This window comes from Alcanivorax sp., assembly GCF_040118815.1.
GTDB lineage: Bacteria > Pseudomonadota > Gammaproteobacteria > Pseudomonadales > Alcanivoracaceae > Alcanivorax.
The window spans coordinates 375,410-396,338 of sequence record NZ_JBEDTC010000006.1 but is presented as its reverse complement, the minus strand read 5'-3'; the positions used below and the strand labels follow the sequence as shown (position 1 = coordinate 396,338).

Annotated in this window: 16 protein-coding genes and 3 tRNA genes; 7 read left to right on the top strand and 12 right to left on the bottom strand. The window is 57.5% G+C overall.

Annotation, left to right across the window (positions count from 1 at the left end):
• Positions 1-12: 12 nt before the first annotated feature.
• The 6 genes from clpX to ABNH18_RS05840 form a co-directional block, all read right to left on the bottom strand.
• Complete coding sequence (gene clpX / locus ABNH18_RS05865; protein WP_349381913.1) at positions 13-1,293, bottom strand: ATP-dependent Clp protease ATP-binding subunit ClpX; 1,281 nt, start codon at positions 1,291-1,293, stop codon at positions 13-15.
• A 118-nt stretch (positions 1,294-1,411) separates the two neighbouring features.
• Positions 1,412-2,029 (bottom strand): ATP-dependent Clp endopeptidase proteolytic subunit ClpP, encoded by a 618-nt coding sequence (clpP, locus tag ABNH18_RS05860; RefSeq protein ID WP_502876776.1) that lies wholly within the window; start codon positions 2,027-2,029, stop codon positions 1,412-1,414.
• A gap of 325 nt (positions 2,030-2,354) precedes the next feature.
• Positions 2,355-3,668, bottom strand: coding sequence for a trigger factor (gene tig / locus ABNH18_RS05855; RefSeq protein WP_349381911.1), 1,314 nt, complete (start codon positions 3,666-3,668; stop codon positions 2,355-2,357).
• Positions 3,669-3,870: 202 nt separating this feature from the next.
• Positions 3,871-3,946: transfer RNA gene (locus ABNH18_RS05850), tRNA-His, on the bottom strand.
• A 28-nt stretch (positions 3,947-3,974) separates the two neighbouring features.
• Positions 3,975-4,051, bottom strand: a tRNA-Arg gene (locus tag ABNH18_RS05845).
• A 26-nt stretch (positions 4,052-4,077) separates the two neighbouring features.
• Positions 4,078-4,154: transfer RNA gene (locus ABNH18_RS05840), tRNA-Pro, on the bottom strand.
• 256 nt (positions 4,155-4,410) lie between these two features.
• Here ABNH18_RS05840 and folD point away from each other — a divergent pair.
• On the top strand, positions 4,411-5,256 hold the full coding sequence (folD, locus tag ABNH18_RS05835; protein ID WP_349381910.1) for a bifunctional methylenetetrahydrofolate dehydrogenase/methenyltetrahydrofolate cyclohydrolase FolD: 846 nt from the start codon (positions 4,411-4,413) through the stop codon (positions 5,254-5,256).
• Between the two features lie 228 nt (positions 5,257-5,484).
• Here the strand turns inward: folD and ABNH18_RS05830 are convergent, their stop codons facing one another.
• Positions 5,485-7,170 carry a glutamine--tRNA ligase/YqeY domain fusion protein gene (locus ABNH18_RS05830; RefSeq protein WP_349381909.1) on the bottom strand — a complete coding sequence of 562 codons (1,686 nt, stop codon included), beginning with the start codon at positions 7,168-7,170 and terminating at the stop codon, positions 5,485-5,487.
• Positions 7,171-7,326: 156 nt separating this feature from the next.
• Between ABNH18_RS05830 and ABNH18_RS05825 the strand changes: the two genes are divergently transcribed.
• The 3 genes from ABNH18_RS05825 to ABNH18_RS05815 are packed head-to-tail and all read left to right on the top strand — an operon-like array spanning position 7,327 to position 9,187.
• A complete protein-coding gene (locus ABNH18_RS05825) occupies positions 7,327-7,824 on the top strand; it encodes a peptidylprolyl isomerase (protein ID WP_349381908.1) in 498 nt (165 codons plus the stop codon).
• A 5-nt stretch (positions 7,825-7,829) separates the two neighbouring features.
• Positions 7,830-8,456 (top strand): peptidylprolyl isomerase, encoded by a 627-nt coding sequence (locus tag ABNH18_RS05820; RefSeq protein ID WP_349381907.1) that lies wholly within the window; start codon positions 7,830-7,832, stop codon positions 8,454-8,456.
• A 2-nt stretch (positions 8,457-8,458) separates the two neighbouring features.
• Positions 8,459-9,187, top strand: a complete 729-nt coding sequence (locus tag ABNH18_RS05815; protein ID WP_349381906.1) for a UDP-2,3-diacylglucosamine diphosphatase — start codon at positions 8,459-8,461, stop codon at positions 9,185-9,187.
• A gap of 121 nt (positions 9,188-9,308) precedes the next feature.
• On the opposite strand, the gene ABNH18_RS05810 is transcribed toward ABNH18_RS05815, so the two are convergent.
• Positions 9,309-9,911 carry a MiaE family protein gene (locus tag ABNH18_RS05810; protein WP_349381905.1) on the bottom strand — a complete coding sequence of 201 codons (603 nt, stop codon included), beginning with the start codon at positions 9,909-9,911 and terminating at the stop codon, positions 9,309-9,311.
• 120 nt (positions 9,912-10,031) lie between these two features.
• Between ABNH18_RS05810 and ABNH18_RS05805 the strand changes: the two genes are divergently transcribed.
• Both ABNH18_RS05805 and acnB read left to right on the top strand, forming a co-directional pair.
• Positions 10,032-10,946 carry a lysophospholipid acyltransferase family protein gene (locus tag ABNH18_RS05805; RefSeq protein WP_349381904.1) on the top strand — a complete coding sequence of 305 codons (915 nt, stop codon included), beginning with the start codon at positions 10,032-10,034 and terminating at the stop codon, positions 10,944-10,946.
• 205 nt (positions 10,947-11,151) lie between these two features.
• Positions 11,152-13,752, top strand: coding sequence for a bifunctional aconitate hydratase 2/2-methylisocitrate dehydratase (gene acnB / locus ABNH18_RS05800; RefSeq protein WP_349381903.1), 2,601 nt, complete (start codon positions 11,152-11,154; stop codon positions 13,750-13,752).
• A gap of 133 nt (positions 13,753-13,885) precedes the next feature.
• Here the strand turns inward: acnB and hrpB are convergent, their stop codons facing one another.
• The gene (hrpB, locus tag ABNH18_RS05795; protein ID WP_349381902.1) at positions 13,886-16,330 is read right to left on the bottom strand and encodes an ATP-dependent helicase HrpB; all 2,445 of its coding nucleotides are present in this window, start codon (positions 16,328-16,330) and stop codon (positions 13,886-13,888) included.
• Positions 16,331-16,470: 140 nt separating this feature from the next.
• Between hrpB and ABNH18_RS05790 the strand changes: the two genes are divergently transcribed.
• Positions 16,471-17,037 (top strand): hypothetical protein, encoded by a 567-nt coding sequence (locus ABNH18_RS05790; RefSeq protein ID WP_349381901.1) that lies wholly within the window; start codon positions 16,471-16,473, stop codon positions 17,035-17,037.
• A gap of 73 nt (positions 17,038-17,110) precedes the next feature.
• On the opposite strand, the gene ABNH18_RS05785 is transcribed toward ABNH18_RS05790, so the two are convergent.
• The 3 genes from ABNH18_RS05785 to ABNH18_RS05775 all read right to left on the bottom strand — a co-directional run bounded on the left by ABNH18_RS05785 (position 17,111) and on the right by ABNH18_RS05775 (position 20,928).
• Entirely contained in the window at positions 17,111-17,848 is a 738-nt protein-coding gene (locus ABNH18_RS05785; protein ID WP_349381900.1) for an iron-containing redox enzyme family protein, read from the bottom strand.
• A gap of 72 nt (positions 17,849-17,920) precedes the next feature.
• On the bottom strand, positions 17,921-19,957 hold the full coding sequence (locus tag ABNH18_RS05780; protein WP_349381899.1) for a transglutaminase TgpA family protein: 2,037 nt from the start codon (positions 19,955-19,957) through the stop codon (positions 17,921-17,923).
• Positions 19,957-20,928, bottom strand: coding sequence for a DUF58 domain-containing protein (locus ABNH18_RS05775; protein ID WP_349381898.1), 972 nt, complete (start codon positions 20,926-20,928; stop codon positions 19,957-19,959). Before ABNH18_RS05775 ends, ABNH18_RS05780 begins: the two co-directional genes overlap by 1 nt.
• Position 20,929 lies beyond the last annotated feature (1 nt).

Genomic DNA, 20,929 nt, shown 5'->3' with positions numbered 1-20,929 from the left:
CGTGTCCGGGTCTTAGTCCGGTGCCACCTTGGAAGACTGCTCGTTGTTTTCGTAAATCAACAACGGTTCGGATTCACCCTTGATGGTGGGGCTATCAATCACCACCTTGGCCACGCTATCCATGGACGGCACCTGGTACATGGTGTCCAGCAGTACGCCCTCAAGAATTGAGCGCAGGCCCCGGGCACCGGTCTTGCGTACCATTGCCTTGTTGGCGATCGCGCGCAGGGCGTCATCGCGGAAATCCAGCTCGACCCCTTCCATTTCAAACAGGCGGGCATATTGCTTGGTCAGCGCGTTGCGCGGTTCGGTGAGGATCTGGATCAGCGCTTCTTCGCTCAGCTCTTCCAGCGTCGCGATCACCGGCAGACGACCAATGAACTCGGGAATCAGGCCGTACTTGACCAGATCTTCCGGCTCCACATCAACCAACAGCTCACCCAGATTGCGGGCATTATCCTTACTCTTCACCTCGGCGGAGAAGCCAATGCCGCCCTTCTCAGAGCGTTCGCGAATCACCTTGTCGAGACCGGCAAAGGCACCACCACAGATGAACAGCATGTTGGACGTGTCCACCTGCAGGAATTCCTGCTGCGGGTGTTTGCGACCGCCCTGGGGCGGCACAGACGCCACAGTACCCTCGATTAGCTTCAACAGCGCCTGCTGCACGCCCTCACCGCTCACATCACGAGTGATAGACGGGTTGTCAGACTTGCGGGAAATCTTGTCGATTTCATCGATATAAACAATGCCGCGCTGGGCTTTGTCCACATCGTAGTCACATTTTTGCAGCAGTTTCTGGATAATGTTTTCCACGTCCTCACCGACATAACCGGCTTCGGTAAGCGTGGTGGCATCGGCAATGGTGAACGGCACGTTAAGCAGACGCGCCAGAGTCTCGGCCAGCAGGGTTTTACCGCTACCGGTGGGACCAATAAGTAAAATATTGCTTTTGCCGAGCTCAACTTCGTCACGGCCTTTGCCGCCACTGCGCAGGCGCTTGTAGTGGTTATACACCGCTACTGCCAGCACTTTCTTGGCGCGCTCCTGGCCGATCACGTATTCATCAAGGGTGTCCTTGATCTCGTTCGGCTTGGGCAGGCGCTCGCCACCGTTGTCGCTGGTGTCTTCCTGCACTTCCTCGCGGATAATGTCATTACACAGATCCACGCATTCATCGCAGATAAAGACCGAGGGCCCCGCAATCAGTTTGCGGACCTCATGCTGGCTTTTGCCGCAGAATGAGCAATACAGCAGTTTGCCGTCGTCGCCCTTGCCAGTGGAATCGGTCATCGAATTGCCTCTAAACCTGTGTATTTGCTTTGAAGATGCAGGGAAGCCCGGTGTTTTTCAAGCCCGCCGGGCCGCTCTGCCGTTCCGTTAGGACACTTTTTGTACTAACCCGTCCTATTTAAACAGGACGCTGGCTCAACACCGCGTCAATGATGCCGTATTCCTTCGCTTCGTCGGCACCCATGAAGTTGTCACGGTCAGTATCTTTTTCCAGCTGCTCAATGGGCTGACCCGTGTGGTGAGCCAGCAAGCTGTTGAGCTGCCCTTTGATTTTCAGAATTTCCTTGGCGTGGATTTCGATATCTGACGCCTGACCCTGGAAGCCACCCAGCGGCTGATGAATCATCACCCGGGCATTGGGCAGCGCAAAACGCTTGCCAGTGGCTCCTGCGGTAAGCAGGAAGGCACCCATGCTGGCCGCCTGGCCAATACACATGGTCGACACATCCGGCTTGATAAACTGCATGGTGTCGTAGATGGACATGCCAGCAGTGACCGAGCCACCCGGACTGTTAATGTACAGATGAATATCCTTGTCCGGGTTCTCGGATTCCAGGAACAGCATCTGTGCCACAATCAGGTTGGCCATGTGGTCTTCTACCTGGCCAATCATGAAAATCACCCGCTCCTTCAAAAGGCGGGAGTAGATATCGAAAGAACGTTCTCCACGGGCGGTCTGCTCGATCACAACCGGCACCAGACCCAGATTCGTCGGGTCTTTAATCAGCTGGCTCATTTCCGGAGTAAGCGAGTTAATACGGCTCAAGTCGATCATGTAGCGCTTTCCTTCTCGTCGATCGTCCGCGGACGTTCTCAACTGTTTATTGATGCCGGCGGTCAATAACCGGCAGTACCTTGGGCTGTCTTGGGGGCTAAAGGGCCTGAATGCAAGACAACCACGGCAAATAGGTGTTCAGGCATCTTATGACGGCACTAGAGGGGCGTCTATAAAAGCGGGCGGGAGAGGGGTTCAAGTGCACAATTCTTGCGCAAATTGCGCATAAATAACGCAAAACGGGGCCCGAAGGCCCCGTTTTGACAGTCAAACAGAAGGTTTAAAATCAGCCTTCCGCTTGTTCGCGCGGCTTCACCGCGTCCTCATAAGCCATGGTTTTCTCTTCCACCTTGGCGCTTTCCAGCACCAGGTCGACCACCTGCTCTTCCAGTACAGCGCCTTCAATTTGCTGCAGCTGCTGCGGGTTGCTGTAAACCCAGCTCACTACTTCTTCCGGCTTTTCGTACTGCTCGGCAATTTCTTCAACGCGGGCTTTCACCTTGTCGGCATCGGCCTTGATTTCATTTTTATCAATGATTGAACGCACCACCAACCCCAGACGTACAGAGCGCTCGGCCTGCTCTTTAAACAGGTCATCCGGCAGGATGGAGGGATCAAACTGCTGACCACCACCGAATTGCTGCATCATCTGCTGACGCATGCGCTGGATTTCCTGGGTGACCAAGGCGCCCGGCAGGTCAAATTCGTGCAGGTTCACCAGCCCGTCCATCGCCTGCTCTTTCACCTTGCTGGTGATGGCGTTTTTGAGCTCACGTTCCATATTCTTGCGTACTTCAGCCTTGAACTTGGCTTCATCACCATCGTCCACACCAAAGCCTTTCATAAACTCGGCGTCCACTTCTGGCAGCGCCTTGCCTTCCACCTTGTTCACCTTGATCTGGAACACAACAGCCTGACCCTTCAGGTCTTCGGACTGATAGTCTTCCGGGAAGGTCACGTCGATGTCTTTCTCATCACCGGCTTTCATGCCGACGATGCCATCTTCAAAACCGGGGATCATCTGACCGGAGCCCAGTTCCAGATTCTGACCTTCGGCGGTGCCACCTTCAAAGGCTTCACCGTCTTTCAGACCTTTAAAATCCAGGTTAACGCGGTCGCCGGTTTCGCTGGCGCGATCCACATCGGCAAACTCTGCACGCTGCTGACGCAGAGTTTCGATCATGGTGTCCACGTCGGCGTCAGTCACGTCGGACTGAGGCTTTTCCACTTCGATGGTATCAAACGCCGCCAGCTCAACCTCCGGGTACACCTCAAAGGTGGCCACGAATTCCAGATCCTTGCCTGCTTCGTTGGTCTTGGCTTCAAAGCCAGGCATGCCCGCCGGCTGCAGCTTTTCCTGCTCCACCGCTTCAATGAAGGCTTCACGCATGACGTCGGCCAGCACTTCGTTACGCACGGCCCCGCCAAAGCGACGCTTCACTTCACGCATGGGCACTTTACCCGGACGGAAACCGTCCAGACGGATGGTTTTCTGGGCTTCCTGCAGCTTGCCTTCTACTGCCACATCCACCTTTTCCGCGGGTACACCCACCGTCACACGGCGCTCAAGACCTGAAGTCGTTTCAACAGAAACCTGCATAACATCCTCTTTAAAAAAGACTTTTATCTCTGCCCGCCGCCGTAATAACGCGAAGACGGCCTAATTAAGGGCGCAGATTATAATCAAAGGGAGCCTCCCTGCCTACACTCTGCCTAACTATGGCAGTACCTAACGCTAACGTGGCAGCACCTGAGGCCCATACGAAAAAGCCTCCGGGGTTTAATCCCGGAGGCTTTTAATATGGGGTGACTGATGGGGCTCGAACCCACGACCGCCGGAATCACAATCCGGAGCTCTACCAACTGAGCTACAATCACCATAAAACTGTCTGCTTTCTTTCCTGCCTGGCGCACCTGGCAGGACTTGAACCTGCAACCTACGGCTTAGAAGGCCGTTGCTCTATCCAGTTGAGCTACAGGCGCTTGCAGATTTCCGCCATCAAGCTAACTGGTCGGGGTGGAGGGATTCGAACCCCCGACATCCTGCTCCCAAAGCAGGCGCGCTACCAGGCTGCGCTACACCCCGTCTCATAAAGCAAAGTTAGCAACTAAGCTCGAAAGCGAGGCGCGCATAATACTCGGCGCCCCCATAAGCGTCAACGGTGTTTGACGCAAAAAAATGTCTAACGTTCAGATTTTAGGCAACTTTTGTGCTTCGTTTTTGCGAACAGTGCCTGCGCATGCGAGAATCTCGCCGTTCACGGCTACCCCGGCAGGCTGCCATTACCGCAGCTCCGCTGAGCCACCCCCTATATGTAGTCCATTTCAGAGAGACCGCCCACATGACCGCCCAGATTCTTGATGGCAAAGCCCTGGCCCAGCAGTTTGAACAGGAGATGCGCCTGCGCGTCGATACCCTGAAAGCCAAGGCCAACGGCCGCACGCCGATTCTTGCCACCATTCTGGTGGGTGCCGACCCGGCATCTGCCACCTATGTAAAGATGAAAGGCAACGCCTGCCAGCGTGTCGGCATGGAATCCGTGGCCATTGAGCTCAGTGACGACACCACCACCGAACAGCTGCTGAGCAAAATTGACGAGTTGAACACCAATCCGGATGTACACGGCATTCTGTTGCAGCACCCAGTGCCTGCCCAAATCGACGAGCGCGCCTGCTTCGATGCCATCAGCCTGGAAAAAGACGTGGACGGAGTCACCTGCCTCGGGTTTGGTCGTATGAGCATGGGCGAAGCGGCCTACGGCTGCGCCACTCCCAAGGGCATCATGCGGCTTCTAGAGCACTATCAGGTGGAACTGGAAGGCAAGCATGCCGTCGTGGTGGGACGCAGCGCCATTTTGGGCAAGCCCATGGCCATGATGATGCTGGAAGCCAACGCCACCGTCACCATCTGCCACAGCCGCACCCAGAACCTGCCGGAACTGGTTAAGCAAGCGGACATCGTAGTCGGCGCCGTGGGCAAACCGGAATTTATCAAAGCGGACTGGATCAAGGACGGCGCCGTGGTGGTCGATGCCGGCTTCCACCCCGAGAAATGCGGTGATATTGAACTGGCACCGCTGGTTGACCGCGTGGCAGCCTACACACCGGTACCCGGAGGCGTCGGCCCAATGACCATCAACACGCTTATCTTCCAGACCCTGCAATCCGGTGAAAAAGCCTTCGGCTAAACGCCAGCGGGGCGCTCAAGGCGCCCCGCTCCTTGCGCTACACAAGAAACTCAGCCATATAACTACCATAAGGCAAAGCCTTTAGCGTGATGCGTGCCGCGTGAACCATGATGCGGCCGCAAAGCGGCAAAAAAAAGGCCGCACTCACCATCAGAGTACGGCCTTTGTACCTTCAGCCTGCCATTGCGCCTATCGCGCAGCAATCAGGTGATTCATTATCAAAACCGCTCAGGCCTCTTTCGGCCAGGATTCACGCAAGCCCACAGTCTGGTTGAACACCAGTCGCTCTTCGGTGCTGTCCTGATCCACACAGAAATAGCCCTCACGCTCGAACTGGTAACGGGTTTCCGCCAGCGCACCCCGCAAGCCCGGTTCCACCCAGCAACCCTTCAGCACGGTCAGAGAGTCCGGATTAATGTGTGACAGGAAGGTCTGCCCTTCCTCGAGAGCCTTGTTGGGGTTGGCCGCACTGAACAACCGGTCGTACAGACGCACCTCGCAGGGCAGGCCTTTTGCCGCGCTGACCCAATGGATCACACCGCGCATCTTGCCCTGGTCTTCGGCGTTTTCCGGATTCTTACCCAGGGTATCCGGGTCGTAGGTGCAGCGCACCTCCACAATTTCGCCCTGATCGTCGCGCACCACATCGGTGGCGCGAACCACATAGCCATAACGCAGCCGCACCCGATCACCCAGCACCAAACGCTTGAATTTCTTGTTAGCCTCTTCCCGGAAATCCTCCCGGTCGATGTAGACCTCGCGAGTCATCGGTACCTGGCGAGTACCCATGGTTTCGTTCTGCGGGTGCACCGGCGCCACCAATGACTCTTCCTTTCCCTCTTCCCAGTTTTCAATGACCACTTTCAGCGGGTTCATCACGCACATGGCCCGGGGCCCATGCTGGTTCAAGTCATCACGAATCGCTGCTTCCAGCATACCCATGTCCACCACGGAATCCGCACGGCTTACCCCCACCGATTCACAGAAGGTACGAATTGACGTGGGCGTGTAACCGCGACGGCGCAACCCGGATATGGTTGGCATGCGCGGATCACTCCAGCCATCCACGTGCCCTTCATCCACCAGTTGCTTGAGCTTGCGCTTGCTGGTCACCGTATAGTTCAAGTTCAGCCGGGCAAACTCGTACTGCCGGGGGGCAGCCGATACAGCGGTATTTTCTACCACCCAATCGTAAAAAGGACGATGGTCTTCGAATTCCAATGTGCACAGGCTATGAGTGATCCCCTCGATGGCATCCGATAACGGGTGTGTAAAGTCATACATGGGGTAGATCACCCACTTGTCACCGGTCTGGTGGTGGGTCTTCTTGCGGATCCGGTAAAGAATGGGATCGCGCAGGCTGATATTCGGGCTTTGCATGTCAATTTTTGCACGCAGCACCGCCTCACCCTCATCCAGCTTGTTGTCACGCATCTGCTCGAACAACGCCAGGTTCTCATCCACTGAACGGTCACGATAAGGGCTCGGCTTGCCGGGCGTAGTGAAATTACCGCGGTACTCAGCGATCTCAGCCGGGCTCAGGCTGTCGACATAAGCCAGACCTTTCTCGATCAAACCCACCGCCAGGTCATACAGCTGATCAAAGTAGTTGCTGGCAAAACGCTCTTCACCATTCCACTGAAAACCCAGCCACTGCACATCCTGCTTGATGGACTGGATGTACTCGTCCTCTTCCTTTTCCGGGTTGGTATCGTCAAAGCGCAGATTGCAGCTACCGCCATAGCTTTCCGCAATACCAAAATTGAGGCAGATAGATTTTGCATGTCCGATATGCAGGTAACCATTCGGCTCCGGCGGAAAACGGGTAGCCACCTGGCCGTCATTTTTACCTTCTGCGAGGTCACGGTCGATGATCTGTCTGATAAAATTGCTTGGCGCTTTCGTTTCGCTCATTGCCTGGGCCAGTCCGGATAGAGATACGGTAAATGGGTACGGTGAAAATGAAGGTGCGCTAGTGTACTGTAGCCCCCCCAACAGTCAAAGACTCAGGGCCCCTCTGCTCGCAAAATAGGCGTTAACTGACGGGCCCGACCCTGCGGAGAAACATCAATGAAAGTGTTGCTGACAACAACTTACGGCAAAATCACCCTGCAACTGGACGCAGAGAAAGCGCCGGGAACCACCGAGAACTTCGTGCAATACGTCAAGGAAGGCCACTTTGATGGCACCATCTTCCACCGCGTTATCAGCAACTTCATGATTCAGGGCGGTGGTTTCACCGAAGACATGCAGCAGAAGCCCACCCGCGCCACCATTCAGAATGAAGCCGGCAACGGCCTGTCCAACAAGGCCGGCACCATTGCCATGGCGCGTACCCCGGATCCGCATTCCGCCTCAGCACAGTTTTTCATCAACGTGGCCGACAATCACTTCCTGGACAAGGAACGCAGCCAGGACGGCTGGGGCTATGCCGTATTCGGTGCTGTGTCTGAAGGCATGGATGTGGTCGAGAAAATCCGCAATGTGGCCACCGGCAACAGCGCTGGCCACCAGGATGTGCCGGTAGAGCCCGTACTGATCGAATCTGCCGAGCTGATTGAGGACTGATCGTCATGCGCCTTGCTGCTGCCCTGCTCGCCCTGCTCCCCGGTCTGTTGCTGGCCAACCCGGTGGTCCGCCTGGACACCACCGCCGGCCCCATCACCATTGAGCTGTACGAAGACAAAGCCCCGAAAAGTGTCGCCAACTTCCTCCAGTATCTGGACAGTGGCTTCTACAATGGCACCCAGTTTCACCGCGTCATCAGCGGTTTCATGATTCAGGGTGGTGGCTTTGATCAGAGCGGCCAGCGCAAGGCGACTCGCGCTCCGATTCAGAACGAGGCTGACAACGGCCTCAAGAACAAACGCGGCACCCTGGCCATGGCTCGCACCAGTAACCCGCATTCGGCCACCGCCCAGTTCTTCGTCAACCTGGTCGACAACCGCGACTTGGATTTTAGCGGCAAAAACAGCCGCGGCTGGGGCTATGCTGTTTTTGCCCAGGTCACCGACGGTATGAGTGTGGTCGACAACATTGCCCGCGAACGCACCACCAGCCAACGCCTTAACGGCATGATGGCCCGCAACGTCCCGCAAGTACCGATCCTGATTACCAAGGCCTACCGGCTCGACACCGGTGCGGACAAGCCCGTCGCAAACACCGAAAAGAAGGGCAGCAAAGAAAAGGACGCTCAATAACCATGAGCTACACCCTTTTTATTTCCGACTTACACTTAGATCCAATTCGCCCGGAGCACCTGGAAGGCCTCAAGCAGCTGCTCGCGCAACACGCAGGCAAGGCTGACGCCCTCTATGTGCTCGGCGACCTCTTCGAAGCCTGGATTGGCGACGATGACGATACCGCCTTCAACCTGGATGCCATCAGCGCGTTCCGGCGCTTTTCCGACAGCGGCAGCAAGCTCTACTTCATGCACGGCAACCGGGATTTCATGCTCGGCAACGATTTTGCCGATGCCTGCGGTGGCACTCTGTTGGACGAAGGCACCGTGGTTGACCTCTACGGCACCGCGGCAATTCTGATGCATGGCGATAGCCTGTGCACCCTAGACACCGCCTACCAACAGTTCCGCACCATGGCCCGCAACCCACAGTGGCAACAGGGTATGCTTGCCAAGCCGCTGGAAGAACGGCGCATGATCGCCCAGGGCATGCGTATGCAAAGCCAGGGAAATAATGCCAACAAGGCGGAAAACATCATGGATGTCACCCCGGAGGAAGTGGTCCGGGAAATGCAGGAAGCCGGCGTTAAGCATTTGATCCACGGCCACACCCACCGCCCGAACGTGCACGACGTCACCCTGCCTGACGGCACCGGTAAACGCTGGGTACTGGGAGACTGGGGCGAACAGGGTTGGCAGATTATCGCCGACAGCGAAGATGGCATGCGACTGGAAAGCTTTGAGATTTAATCTGTAGGAGCGCTTCTTGAGGCGCGAACCCACGGGGCAGATGCTAACGTCACCTATCGGATAGGCCTGATCACCCGCAAGCGAGGTTCGCACCTCCAAAGGTACTTCTACAGCAACTTCGTCAGGCAGGTACGCCCGAATGAAAACGAAACTCCTCGTCCGGTGATTCGATCAAGTCCTGCTCCAGCCCCTTAAAGAAATTCACTCGCTCCTCAATGGGCTCCCCGGCGTATTGCTCCGCCAGTTTTAAATAATCCTCGAAATGCCGCGATTCACTTTTCAACAGGTAATGATAATAACGCCCCAGCTCCGCATCCACATGGGGCGCTAGCGCCGCAAAACGCTCACAGCTGCGCGCTTCAATTAACGCCCCCACAATCATGGTGTCCACCAACCGTCCAGGTTCAGACGTGCGAATACTCAGGCGTAACCCCTTGGCATAGCGCGCCGGCGTCATGTGATCGTACTGCACACCACGTTTGCGCATCAGCTGGACCACTTGCTCAAAATGCAGCAGCTCTTCGCGGGCCAACTGGCTTAGCGTATCCAGTAAGTCGGGGCGGTCCACGTAGCGAAACATCAAGTTAATCGCCGTACTGGCTGCTTTCTTTTCGCAGTGAGCGTGGTCGATAAGCAGGATATCCGGGTGCTGTAATGCCCAGTCGACCCAGGCTGACGGCGTGGCACAGGGGAGAAAATCGCGGATATGGGAAATGTCGTGCATGGGGATCTCGCTGGCTAAAAGTGACCCATCCGCAGACAGGCGCGAGCATTATAGCGTTTTTGCAGGCAATCTCATCCGCACGACTGGTGCTCACCCGTCGCGCCCGTATACTGTCGCGCCATGGGCAGAAAAACACATCCACGCGTACAACGAGTAAAAGGACAGGCGGCCATCATCGCATTGCGACTGCTGGGCAGCCTGCCCTTTGCCATCAATCGAGCTATCGCCACCGCCGTCGGTACGTTGCTTGCCTGGTTGCCCACGCAGGCATTAAAAGTCAGCAAGACCAACTTGGCGCTCTGCTATCCCACCCTCTCAGAGTCAGAACAGACCCGGCTGGCACGCCAGTCACTTATAGAAAGCGTCAAAAATACTTTCGAAATCGCCTTGTTCTGGCGCCACCCTGAGCAGGGACTGAAACGGGTGGTAGCCGTTGACGGGGAGGCGCCGTTGCGACAAGCGGTACGAGACGGCAAGCCCATCATGATCCTGGCGCCACACCTGGGCTGCTGGGAGGTATTGAATTTCTGGCTCGCCACCGAATTTGGCTTGCATGCCATGTTTGCCCCCTCAGGCCTACCGGAAGTCGACAACTTGGTACGCAGCGGCCGGGAGCATTTTGGCTCTACCATGTACCCGACCACCGCCCGAGGCGTCGCCGGCTTGGTGCGAGCCATGAAAAAAGGCGCTCTTACCGCAATTCTGCCGGACCAGGTACCCGACCGCCGCAGCGGACGGCATGCCCCCTTTTATGGCCAGCAGGCTTACACTGGCACGCTCGCCTGCAAGTTGATTCGCCAGACACAGGCCGTCACGTTTATGGCTTGGGCCCGTCGTCTGCCCGGCACCCAAGGCTACGAAATCCGGGTGCGTCCGGCAGACTCCGCCGTGGCGGATGATGACCTGGACATTTCACTGACCGCCATGAACGCCTCCATCGAGCATCTTATCGACGAGTCACCCAGCCAGTATCTGTGGAGCTACAAGCGCTTTCGCCGCCCACCAGCCGGGGTCGACACGCCCTACCAGGCCTGACTTCCCAAACCCGCTTCCCACGATTTCAGTGGCTCACCGCTTTCAGTGATTGTGAGTATTCATGCCATGAATGGTTGCAACCCCGGTTTGGCTTAACAATTGATGCCAATTCCGCTATACTCCGCGCGCAATTCCAACCCCCAGTAACACCCTAAAAGACTGATTTCCAAAAGAAATCAGCCAAGACGACGACGAGGGAAACGCTGTGCTAGAAGCCTATCGCAAACATGTAGAAGAGCGCGCCGCTGAAGGTGTACCGCCAAAGCCGCTTACCGAACAGCAGGTTGCCGACCTGGTAGAACTGCTGAAGACTCCGCCGGCTGGCGAAGAAGAATTTATCCAGGACCTGTTCGTAAACCGCGTTCCACCGGGTGTGGATCAGGCCGCATACGTAAAGGCCGCTTTCCTGACCGCGATTGTGAAAGGCGAAGCCAGCTCCCCTCTGATCGACAAGAAGCGTGCTGTCCAGCTGTTGGGCACCATGCAGGGTGGCTATAACGTGGCCCCGTTGATCGAAGCTCTGGATGATGCTGAGCTGGTTGACGAAGCCGCCGAGCAACTCAAGCACACCCTGTTGGTTTTCGATGCATTCCACGACGTGGAAGACAAAATGAAAGCCGGCAATGCCAAAGCCAAGGAAGTGATCGAGTCCTGGGCGGAAGGCGAATGGTTCACCAAGCGTGCCGACCTGGCCGAAAAAATGACCCTGTCCGTATTCAAGGTCACCGGCGAAACCAACACTGACGACCTGTCCCCCGCACAGGACGCCTGGAGCCGCCCGGATATTCCGTTGCACGGCAACGCCATGCTGAAAAATGCCCGTGATGGCATTAACCCGGAAAAAGACGGCGAAATCGGTCCGCTGACCCAGATGGACGAACTGAAGAAAAAAGGCCACCCGGTTGCCTATGTGGGCGACGTTGTGGGTACCGGTTCTTCCCGTAAGTCCGCCACCAACTCTGTGTTGTGGCACTTCGGTGACGACATTCCGTTCGTACCGAACAAGCGTGCTGGCGGTGTCTGTATCGGCGGCAAGATCGCTCCGATCTTCTTCAACACCATGGAAGATTCCGGCGCATTGCCCTTTGAATGCGACGTGGAAAAAATGAACACCGGTGACGTCATCGACGTTTACCCGTTCGCTGGCAAGGTCGAAAAAGACGGCGAAGTGATCGCTGAATTCGACCTGCGTTCTCAGGTACTGCTGGACGAAGTACGTGCCGGCGGCCGTATCAACCTGATCATCGGTCGCGGCCTGACCACCAAGGCGCGCGAAGCCCTGGGTCTGGCACCGTCCGAATTGTTCCGCAAGCCGGAACAACCGGGTGATTCTGACAAGGGCTTCACTCTGGCCCAGAAAATGGTCGGCAAAGCTTGCGGCATGGAAGGCGTTCGCGCCGGCATGTACTGCGAGCCGAAGATGACCACCGTTGGCTCCCAGGACACCACTGGCCCGATGACCCGTGACGAGCTGAAAGATCTGGCTTGCCTGGGCTTCCAGGCCGACCTGGTGATGCAGTCTTTCTGCCACACCGCCGCTTACCCCAAGCCGGTTGACGTGGAAACCCAGCACACCCTGCCTGACTTCATCATGAACCGTGGCGGTGTCTCCCTGCGTCCGGGCGACGGCATCATCCACTCCTGGCTGAACCGCATGTTGCTGCCCGATACCGTAGGTACCGGTGGTGACTCCCACACCCGTTTCCCCATGGGCATTTCCTTCCCGGCCGGTTCTGGTCTGGTTGCGTTTGCTGCTGCCACCGGTGTGATGCCGCTGGACATGCCGGAATCGGTACTGGTTCGCTTCAAGGGCAAACGCCAGCCGGGCATCACCCTGCGTGACCTGGTGCATGCGATCCCCATGCAAGCCATTAAAGAAGGCCACCTGACCGTCGCTAAAGCCGGTAAGGTCAACGTCTTCTCCGGTCGGGTACTGGAAATTGAAGGCCTGGATGACCTGACCGTTGAACAAGCGTTCGAACTGTCTGATGCATCCGCCGAGCGTTCCGCTGCTGGCTGTACCATCACCCTGTCTGAAGACAGCGTGACCGAATACCTGAAGTCCAACATCACCATGCTCAAGTGGATGATCTCCAACGGCTACGGCGATGCCCGTACCATTGAGCGTCGGATTCAGGGCATGGAAGAGTGGCTGGCCAACCCGAGCCTGATGCGTGCTGATGCCGATGCCGAGTACCACACCGTCATCGAAATCGACATGGACCAGATCAACGAGCCAGTACTGTGCTGCCCGAACGACCCGGACGATGCCAAGACCCTGTCCGACGTAGCTGGCGCCAAGATCGACGAAGTGTTCATCGGTTCTTGCATGACCAACATCGGTCACTTCCGCGCAGCCGGTAAACTGCTTCAGAAAGTGGAAAGCGGCACCATGCCGACCCGTCTGTGGATCGCTCCGCCGACCAAGATGGATCAGCACCAGCTCACCGAAGAAGGCTACTACAACATCTTCGGCAGCGCCGGTGCGCGTACCGAGATGCCCGGCTGCTCCCTGTGCATGGGTAACCAGGCTCGCATCGCGCCGAAGTCCACCGCGGTATCCACCTCCACCCGTAACTTCCCGAACCGTCTGGGTCAGGGTGCAGATGTGTACCTGGCATCCGCTGAGTTGGCGTCTGTGGCGTCCATCCTCGGCAAGTTGCCCACCACCGAAGAGTATATGGAATACGCGAACACCATCGATTCCATGTCCTCCGAGATCTACCGCTACCTGAACTTCGACCAGATGGCCGAATACCAGGAAGTGGCAGACACCGTGAAGATCCCGGTTGCCCAGTCTGTATAACGACTGACTGACCGTTTCACGGAACACAAAAAAGCCCGGCTTCGCAGCCGGGCTTTTTTGTGGGGGCTTGCGCGACTAATCGGCACTGAGTAGGTCGGGCCGTAAGCGGACAAACCCCGGAAGATCAAAAGCCCTACTGTCCCAGCCGTCGTTTGGTCAGCCCGGTCGCCCGTGCCTGCAGGGGATCTTCCGGCCATGGATGCTTGGGATAGCGACCACGCAGGTCTTTGCGCACTGCCGCATAGTTCTCTGCCCAGAACCGCGCCAGATTATCGGTAATGGCGGCCGGGCGTCCTGCCGGTGTCAGCAGGTGCGCGGTAATCGCAAGCGCCCCGCCGGCCAGCGGCGGAAGGGATTGCAAGCCAAACAGTTCCTGTAACTTGGCGGCCAGTACCACATGCTCACCGGTGTAATCCAAACGCACGCTACGCCCGGTAGGGATCATCACGGTTTCCGGCATCCACTGCTTCAATTGGCGCTGCTGGTCCATCGACAACAGCCCCGACAACGCCGCTCCCAATGGCACTTTTTTCAAATCAGCCACACTGCGCATCCCCGCTAGGTACGGCGCCAGCCACTGCTCAAGGCCTGACAGAAGGCCCGCATCACTCACATCAGGCCAGCCCGCATTCGGTTGCAGCACAGACAAACGCAGAATTCGCGCTTGCCACTGGCGCCAGCTTTCTTCCCACGGAAGCACCGCAAGCCCCAGGCTACGGATGCCGGCCAATAGGCCGGCGATCTGCTGCTCATTACTCAGTGACGCCAGCGTCTGGCTTTGCAGCACCAGATTGCCCAGCACCCGCTCACGCCGCCCAGTAACTCGCTGCTTTTCTGTGTCCCAGCCAATCTGCTCCCGCCAAGTGCCATGCTGCGCCAGCACAGACTCAACCTCTTGTTCGGTAAGCGGCCAGGCAAGGCGAATGCGAGCATCTTTAGGCTGCCCATCCGTATCCATGACCAGCAACCATTCCGTTCCTTGCAGGCTATCGCTGTCATGCAGGAACAAGCCCGGCCCCTCGGCCATTTGGTAGCGCCCCCGGCCGCCGCTTCGGAGTCGGCTTATCTGCAACGCAAACACCGAGGCCAGCAAACCGCCCATGGCGTCACGCCAATCGTGTGATACCTGACTGGCTCCTGCTATGAGACGTTTGGCCTCGGCAAGCACCGCACCAAAGCGTTGCGGCTGATTCTCCAGCGCCTCCAGACGCCGCCGCAAATCCACGCCCTCACCGGGAAGAATATCCCGCTCGGACAATAACGCGACCAACCGGGCGGCCGACTCAGCAAGCCCCGCCTCTTTGGCAGCAATCAATAGAATGGCAAGCGCCGGGTCTACGGGAAGCCGGGCAATGGCCTCACCCCGCGGTGTTAACGAACCACTGTGATCCAGCGCACCGCCGCGCTGCAGGCGTTTTACCGCGCTGTCCCAGGCGGCCTGCGGCGGTACATCCAGCCATGACATCTGTTGCGGCTCGCGGCAGCCCCAACGAGCCAGATCCAGCACCAGCCGATCCAGCCCCACGCGCTGAATTTCCGGCAATTGATAGCGCGCCAGTACGTCGGTTTCTCCCCACAGGCGCAAGCTATACCCCGGACCCAGACGGCCTGCCCGGCCACTACGTTGCCGGGCATTGGCATCGCTAATGCGGCGGGTCACTAACCGGGTACGGTGACGGGCGGGATCGTAGATCGGCTCACGGGCAAAACCGCTATCGACCACATGAGTCACCCCTTCAATGGTCAAACTGGTCTCCGCCACATTGGTGGTCAAGACGATCAAGCGCGCCTCGCTGGCGGCCAGCTCAAGCACCTGTTGTTGCTTGTCCAAAGACAAGCCCCCATGAAGCGTGGCCACAGGCACCCGACAAGCCCGCTGATGCAGCTGGCTCGCCACCCGACGCATATCGCCCTGACCCGGCAAAAAAACCAGCATTACCCCAGCATCAGCCGATAGCGCCATTATCTGTGCAGCGCAATAATCCCGCCAATCCTGGCGGGCAGGCACCGGCGCATAGGTGACGGATACCGGGTAGCTCTGTCCCTCGCTGCGCACTACCGGCGCCTGCAGCAGGGATTCAAGCGGGCCACAATCCAGGGTCGCCGACATCACCAACAGGCCAAGATCCGGGCGAAACGCCTCACCCGCTTCCAGAATCAGGGCCAAGCCCAGGTCTGCATTCAGTGAGCGTTCATGGAATTCATCAAAGATCACCAGGCTCACGCCCGGCAGTTCGGGATCTTTGAGCAGCATACGTGTGAGCACGCCTTCGGTGACGACTTCCAGGCGCGTCTGGCCACTCACCCGGGTATCGGTACGGGTGCGATAACCTACCGACTGCCCCACCGGTTCTCCCCGTTGCGAAGCCATAAACGTGGCCACCGATCGAGCGGCCACGCGACGCGGTTCCAACATCAGAATCGTCCCGCGCTGCCCCCAATCACTGTCCAGTAGCGCCAGTGGCACACGGGTGGACTTCCCCGCCCCCGGCGGCGCCTCGAGAATGGCACGGCCGTGCGCTTTTAACGCCTGTAAAAGCGGGTTAATTGCCTGATCTACCGGGAAAAATGCTGCCATTCGTTACGTCCGTCGCCGTTTCAGCGTGACCACCGTCACGCTGATACTTTTCATCACGCGCTAATGCTCGTGACGAGCAAAACCTATGCTATATTCTGCTCATATAGCTAATAATTAATAACTACGTCAGATAGTGATTTATGCTGAATGATTTGGGGATCCCTGAGCATCTAATTTGGAAACTGGACCAGTTTGACAACCACAAGCGGGCGGTCAATTTTATCAAACAGTTCCAGGAAACGCTGTGTGTTTACAGTGCGCCAGTGCAGCAGCTGTATACCAACTACGACATCTCACTGCCCGATGGTGATGATCGCTCAATGGTCATTCTGCCCAACCCGTACGCCTACCACGATACCTTCAACAGCATTGGTGACCACAGTGTGCACGCCAGCGGCATGTACATCGTACCTGGCGATCTGTTTGGTAAAGAGGGGCTGCATCTGACGTTGCGGCTGCTGAAATACGGCAAGCGTGTTATCAAGCCAGTGCCACTGAAAGTGGGGCTGTGGGCGCTGATGAAAAAAGAAACCAAGGAAGTCCCTTTCCTTCCGGTGATTACCAAAGGCGACCTTCGCGCTTTCCGTAAAGATTTTCCCTGCCTTCACCTGCATCGCATCCAGCCGTCCAAGCTGGTGGACCGCTCCCCCATGGAAATCAAGGCCATCCAGAAAGTGATTCGCGACAAGTTAAAGGTGTATATGTAGAAACGCCCGAGGCCTGACGCAGCATGCCTGACGGTTTGAAGTGAAGGTCAGGCGCGCATCAGGCCCTCCAGCTTCAAGCTTCCGGCGTTTGGTAGCAATAATCCAGTGCCTGGATGTAGTACTCCAGCCCGCGCAGGGCGGCCTTGAAGGCTCGGTCACGGCTGGGTTGATCCACACAGATTAACTTGATCAACTCCATGGCTTCATGGGGGTGATCATCATCGTAAGAGGCATGGGCCCGCAACCAGGCCATGGAATGGCGGTTGATGGTGGCGATGCCGTCTTCCTGATAGGCCTTCATGCCCTTAACCACGCTCTGGCTCCACTCACCTGTAGCCCATTCAATGGCAAGATTGGTGGCGGCAACACCCTCTTCCAGGGTCCCCTGCCGGCCCATGGTCCAGAGGAAATGATTGACGGCATCCATGGCCGCAGGCGGCTCCACGAATTCCAGGTCCTCCAGTGTCAGGCCAAAACCCATGGCCCAGTCCTGATACCAATAAGCATGGCGCTGCTCAATCTTGATGTTACCGATCAACCAGTTCTTCGCCTGCTCGTGGCCCGGGAAACGGCCCGGCAGGGTTTTCGCCAGGTTCAGCCCCATATATTTGGGGAAGTTTTCTACCAGCGGATAGAAATTCAATAACGCACAACGGAAACGCGGCAGGCTCAATTGGCCACTGGCCATCTCCGCGAATACCGGGTGGTTCACTACCTTGTTCTTGAGGGGCACCAGATCATCCCAGAACTGCTGGGCCCAAGGGGTGTGCTCTGTCAATTCTAACGCTTTCTTGTAATTTGCGGCGCGCATTCGTCGTTCTCCATAACAACCCAAAGCAATCTTTGCAGCGAACACCAGCGTAGCCAGCTCCCGGCTGGCACACTAGTCCAATAATTTGTATAAGCGATTTCTCAGGCCACGTAAATGGCGCATTTGCTGTTTACTGGCTTTTTGCCGTGGATCGTACAGAGCACGCTGGTAGTAACGGGCCCAGTCACGGGCCGGGCTGGCAGCCCGGGGCCAGCGCCCTGCAATGGCCTCAGCCAACTGTGAAGGGGTCACGCCCGGGGACAACGCCAGTCCGCAGCCCTGCACACGCTGATGTAACCGCCAGAATTCCTTCTCCATGGGCGATTGGCTATGGACCGGGTTGCGCCAGAATAAATACAGGCCATACAGTCCCAGCAGCAATGCCACAGACACCATCAGTGTCACCGCCACACGCAGCGGCGTCACCTGCCCCAATAGTTTGCTCAGCACGGACAATTGCAGCTGGCTGTCATAACCCAACACCCAGGTCTGCCAGCGGAAATCCACATAGTCTGCCCACTCGCGCATCACGCCCAACAGGCCACTACCAGCAAAGCCATCGAGTTGAATACCATCCAGCGCACCCCCGGAGTCGCCCTCTTCAAGGGCAGCCCGTAACCCAAGCTCCACGCGCTCAGGCGCCACCGCACCGGTGGGATCCACCCGCACCCAGCCCTGCCCCTCAAGCCACACCTCACTCCAGGCATGGGCGTCGTATTGGCGCACCAGCAGGTGGGAACCCAGGCTATTCTGTTCGCCCCCCTGATAGCCCACCACCACTCGGGCAGGAATGCCGGCAGCGCGCATCAGGAAGGTAAAACTGGAGGCATAATGCTCGCAGAACCCCTTGCGCGAACGGAACAGGAAATCGTCAATGGGGTCGGCCACCAGTTTGGGCGGTCGCAGCGTATAGTGGAAAGGCTGTTGGCGAAAATACCTCAGCGCCTGCTGCACCACTGCAGCATCTGAACGGCTCTCCAGGCGCCACTGCTGAGCCAGACCACGGGCACGACGGCCGCTCTCGTCAGGAATCGACAGCATCAGCGCTTTTTCCTGTGGCGCCAAGGGTAGCCGGCGGGTCGCCGCCGGCACACTGACCACCTGATAGCTCTGCCGTTGGCTTACCGGGTTGTTTGCCACCAGCCGCATGTCCCGGGCCAGGCTCACGCCCCCCTCACTCACAAACGGCACCGGCATGGCGAACAGCCAACGCCGCTGAGTAGGTTCGACAATCACCTCATAGGCATAGCTGGTGCCGTCGCTGCGACCGGCGGTCAGTGCCTTTACCCAGTCAGGAGCCTGCTCGCGACCGCTGTACAAGTACGCCGCTTCGTCCATACCGCGAGGAATGGCCTGCTGCCAGGCCCGGCCATCAAAATGGCTCAATGTCAGGCCGCGCCAGTAGCGCTCTGCCGGCGGCGGCATATCGCCGTCAAAAGCGACACGGAACGCCAGCGCGGACGACTCTGACAGCTCGCTGATCTGTCCGGGGGCCATGCTGTCCGTCATCCCAGTACGGGCTTTTCCGTTGCCCACCTGCATGTTCCATAGCGGCGCCACCCTCGGCACCAACACAAACAGAATCAGCATCAAGGGGATTGCCTGGGCCATAATCACGCCGGCACGCTTGAGGTGTTGCAGGCCCTTGGCACGGGTGTCGCTATGGTTGATACCCGCCAGGCAGGCGGTGAGCAGCATCATGCACAACAACACATAGAGAAACATCAGCGGGCTTTGAGAGAACAGCAGCGAGGTCGCGCAGACAAAAAAACCCAGCACCAGCAATACATAGGCATCGCGCTGACTAACCACTTCCAAATATTTGAGTCCGAACAGAGACACCAACAGGGCTACCCCGGCTTCCGGGCCGTACAGGCGCCCAAAGCTATAGAAAGTGAGCGCCACCGCACCCATCAGCAACAGGCTGCGGATAATACGTCCAGGCAACGCCAGCCGCTGACGGTTTACCAGTGCGCGGATCGCGACCACCAACGCAAACAGGCCACCCTGCCAGAGAGGGCCTTTGAGCAATTGAGGTAACGCACAGAGCGTCACCGCAAGGGTTAGCCAAAGCCGGGTATGAGAAGGAACCTGGTAAATACGTGCCATCAGAACTCCGGGTGACAGGCCAGCGCATCCAGCAAGCGCCAGCGATGCACATCACCGGTGTCCGGTGCCAACGTCAAGCCCGGCAGCACCAACCCGTAGGGCTGGTGCTGCCGATCCAGTTGCAGCACCCAGTGACAGAGGATGGAAAGGCGCTGCTCATCACCCAGCCCCTCGAGCTTGTCCCAACGTAGCCAGAGTCGCCCACCCACCGGCTCTTCAAACAACTTTGTGTTAAGGCCGCGACCACGGGCATATCCTTTCCAGTCAATCTTGCGCAAGGAGTCGCCGGGTACATAGCGGCGCAGGCCCTGAAATTCCTCATTGCCGGATTGGCCGCTGCTGAATGCGCGCTGGTTGTTCTGGCCCCCATCTGCCGGACAGTCCTCATTTTCCTGCGGTCGAGGCCAGGCAAGGCAATAATGATCCAAAGTCACGTAAGACCAGGTACGCAGTAACCCTAGCGGAAATCGGCTTTCCACTTTCAAACGTGGTGCCGGTATTTTTCCCCGTCGGGCCAGAGACAGGTTCAGCCACAGGCTCTCCTCTTCCCCCGCCATGACACTCACTTGCTGTGTATCTTGCCCCGGCCAGCGTAACCAGATGCAGTGGTGCGCTCGCTGCTCAGCAAATAACACCACCTCCAGCGCGCCCTCTTCGCCGCTAAAACCGGATTCCGCCGTACCATTGCGCAGGCCCAGGGCAGATAAGTTGCGAAAGGTATGCAAGATGGCCACCAGAAACAGGCTAGCCATCAAAAACGACAGGGAAAGAATCAGATTGTTTTCATAGTTAATGCCGCCAATAAACAACAGCGCAGCCACCAGCAAATAGAAAAAACCATAGCCGGTAGGAAAAATGAAAATACGTTTTTGATTCAAGACAATCTGACTGGCCGCCGGCAGACGGCGGGCCAGCCACCGTTCATACAGACGACGTGGTCCGGAAGAAACAGCGGAAGGAAGGAGCGTCACG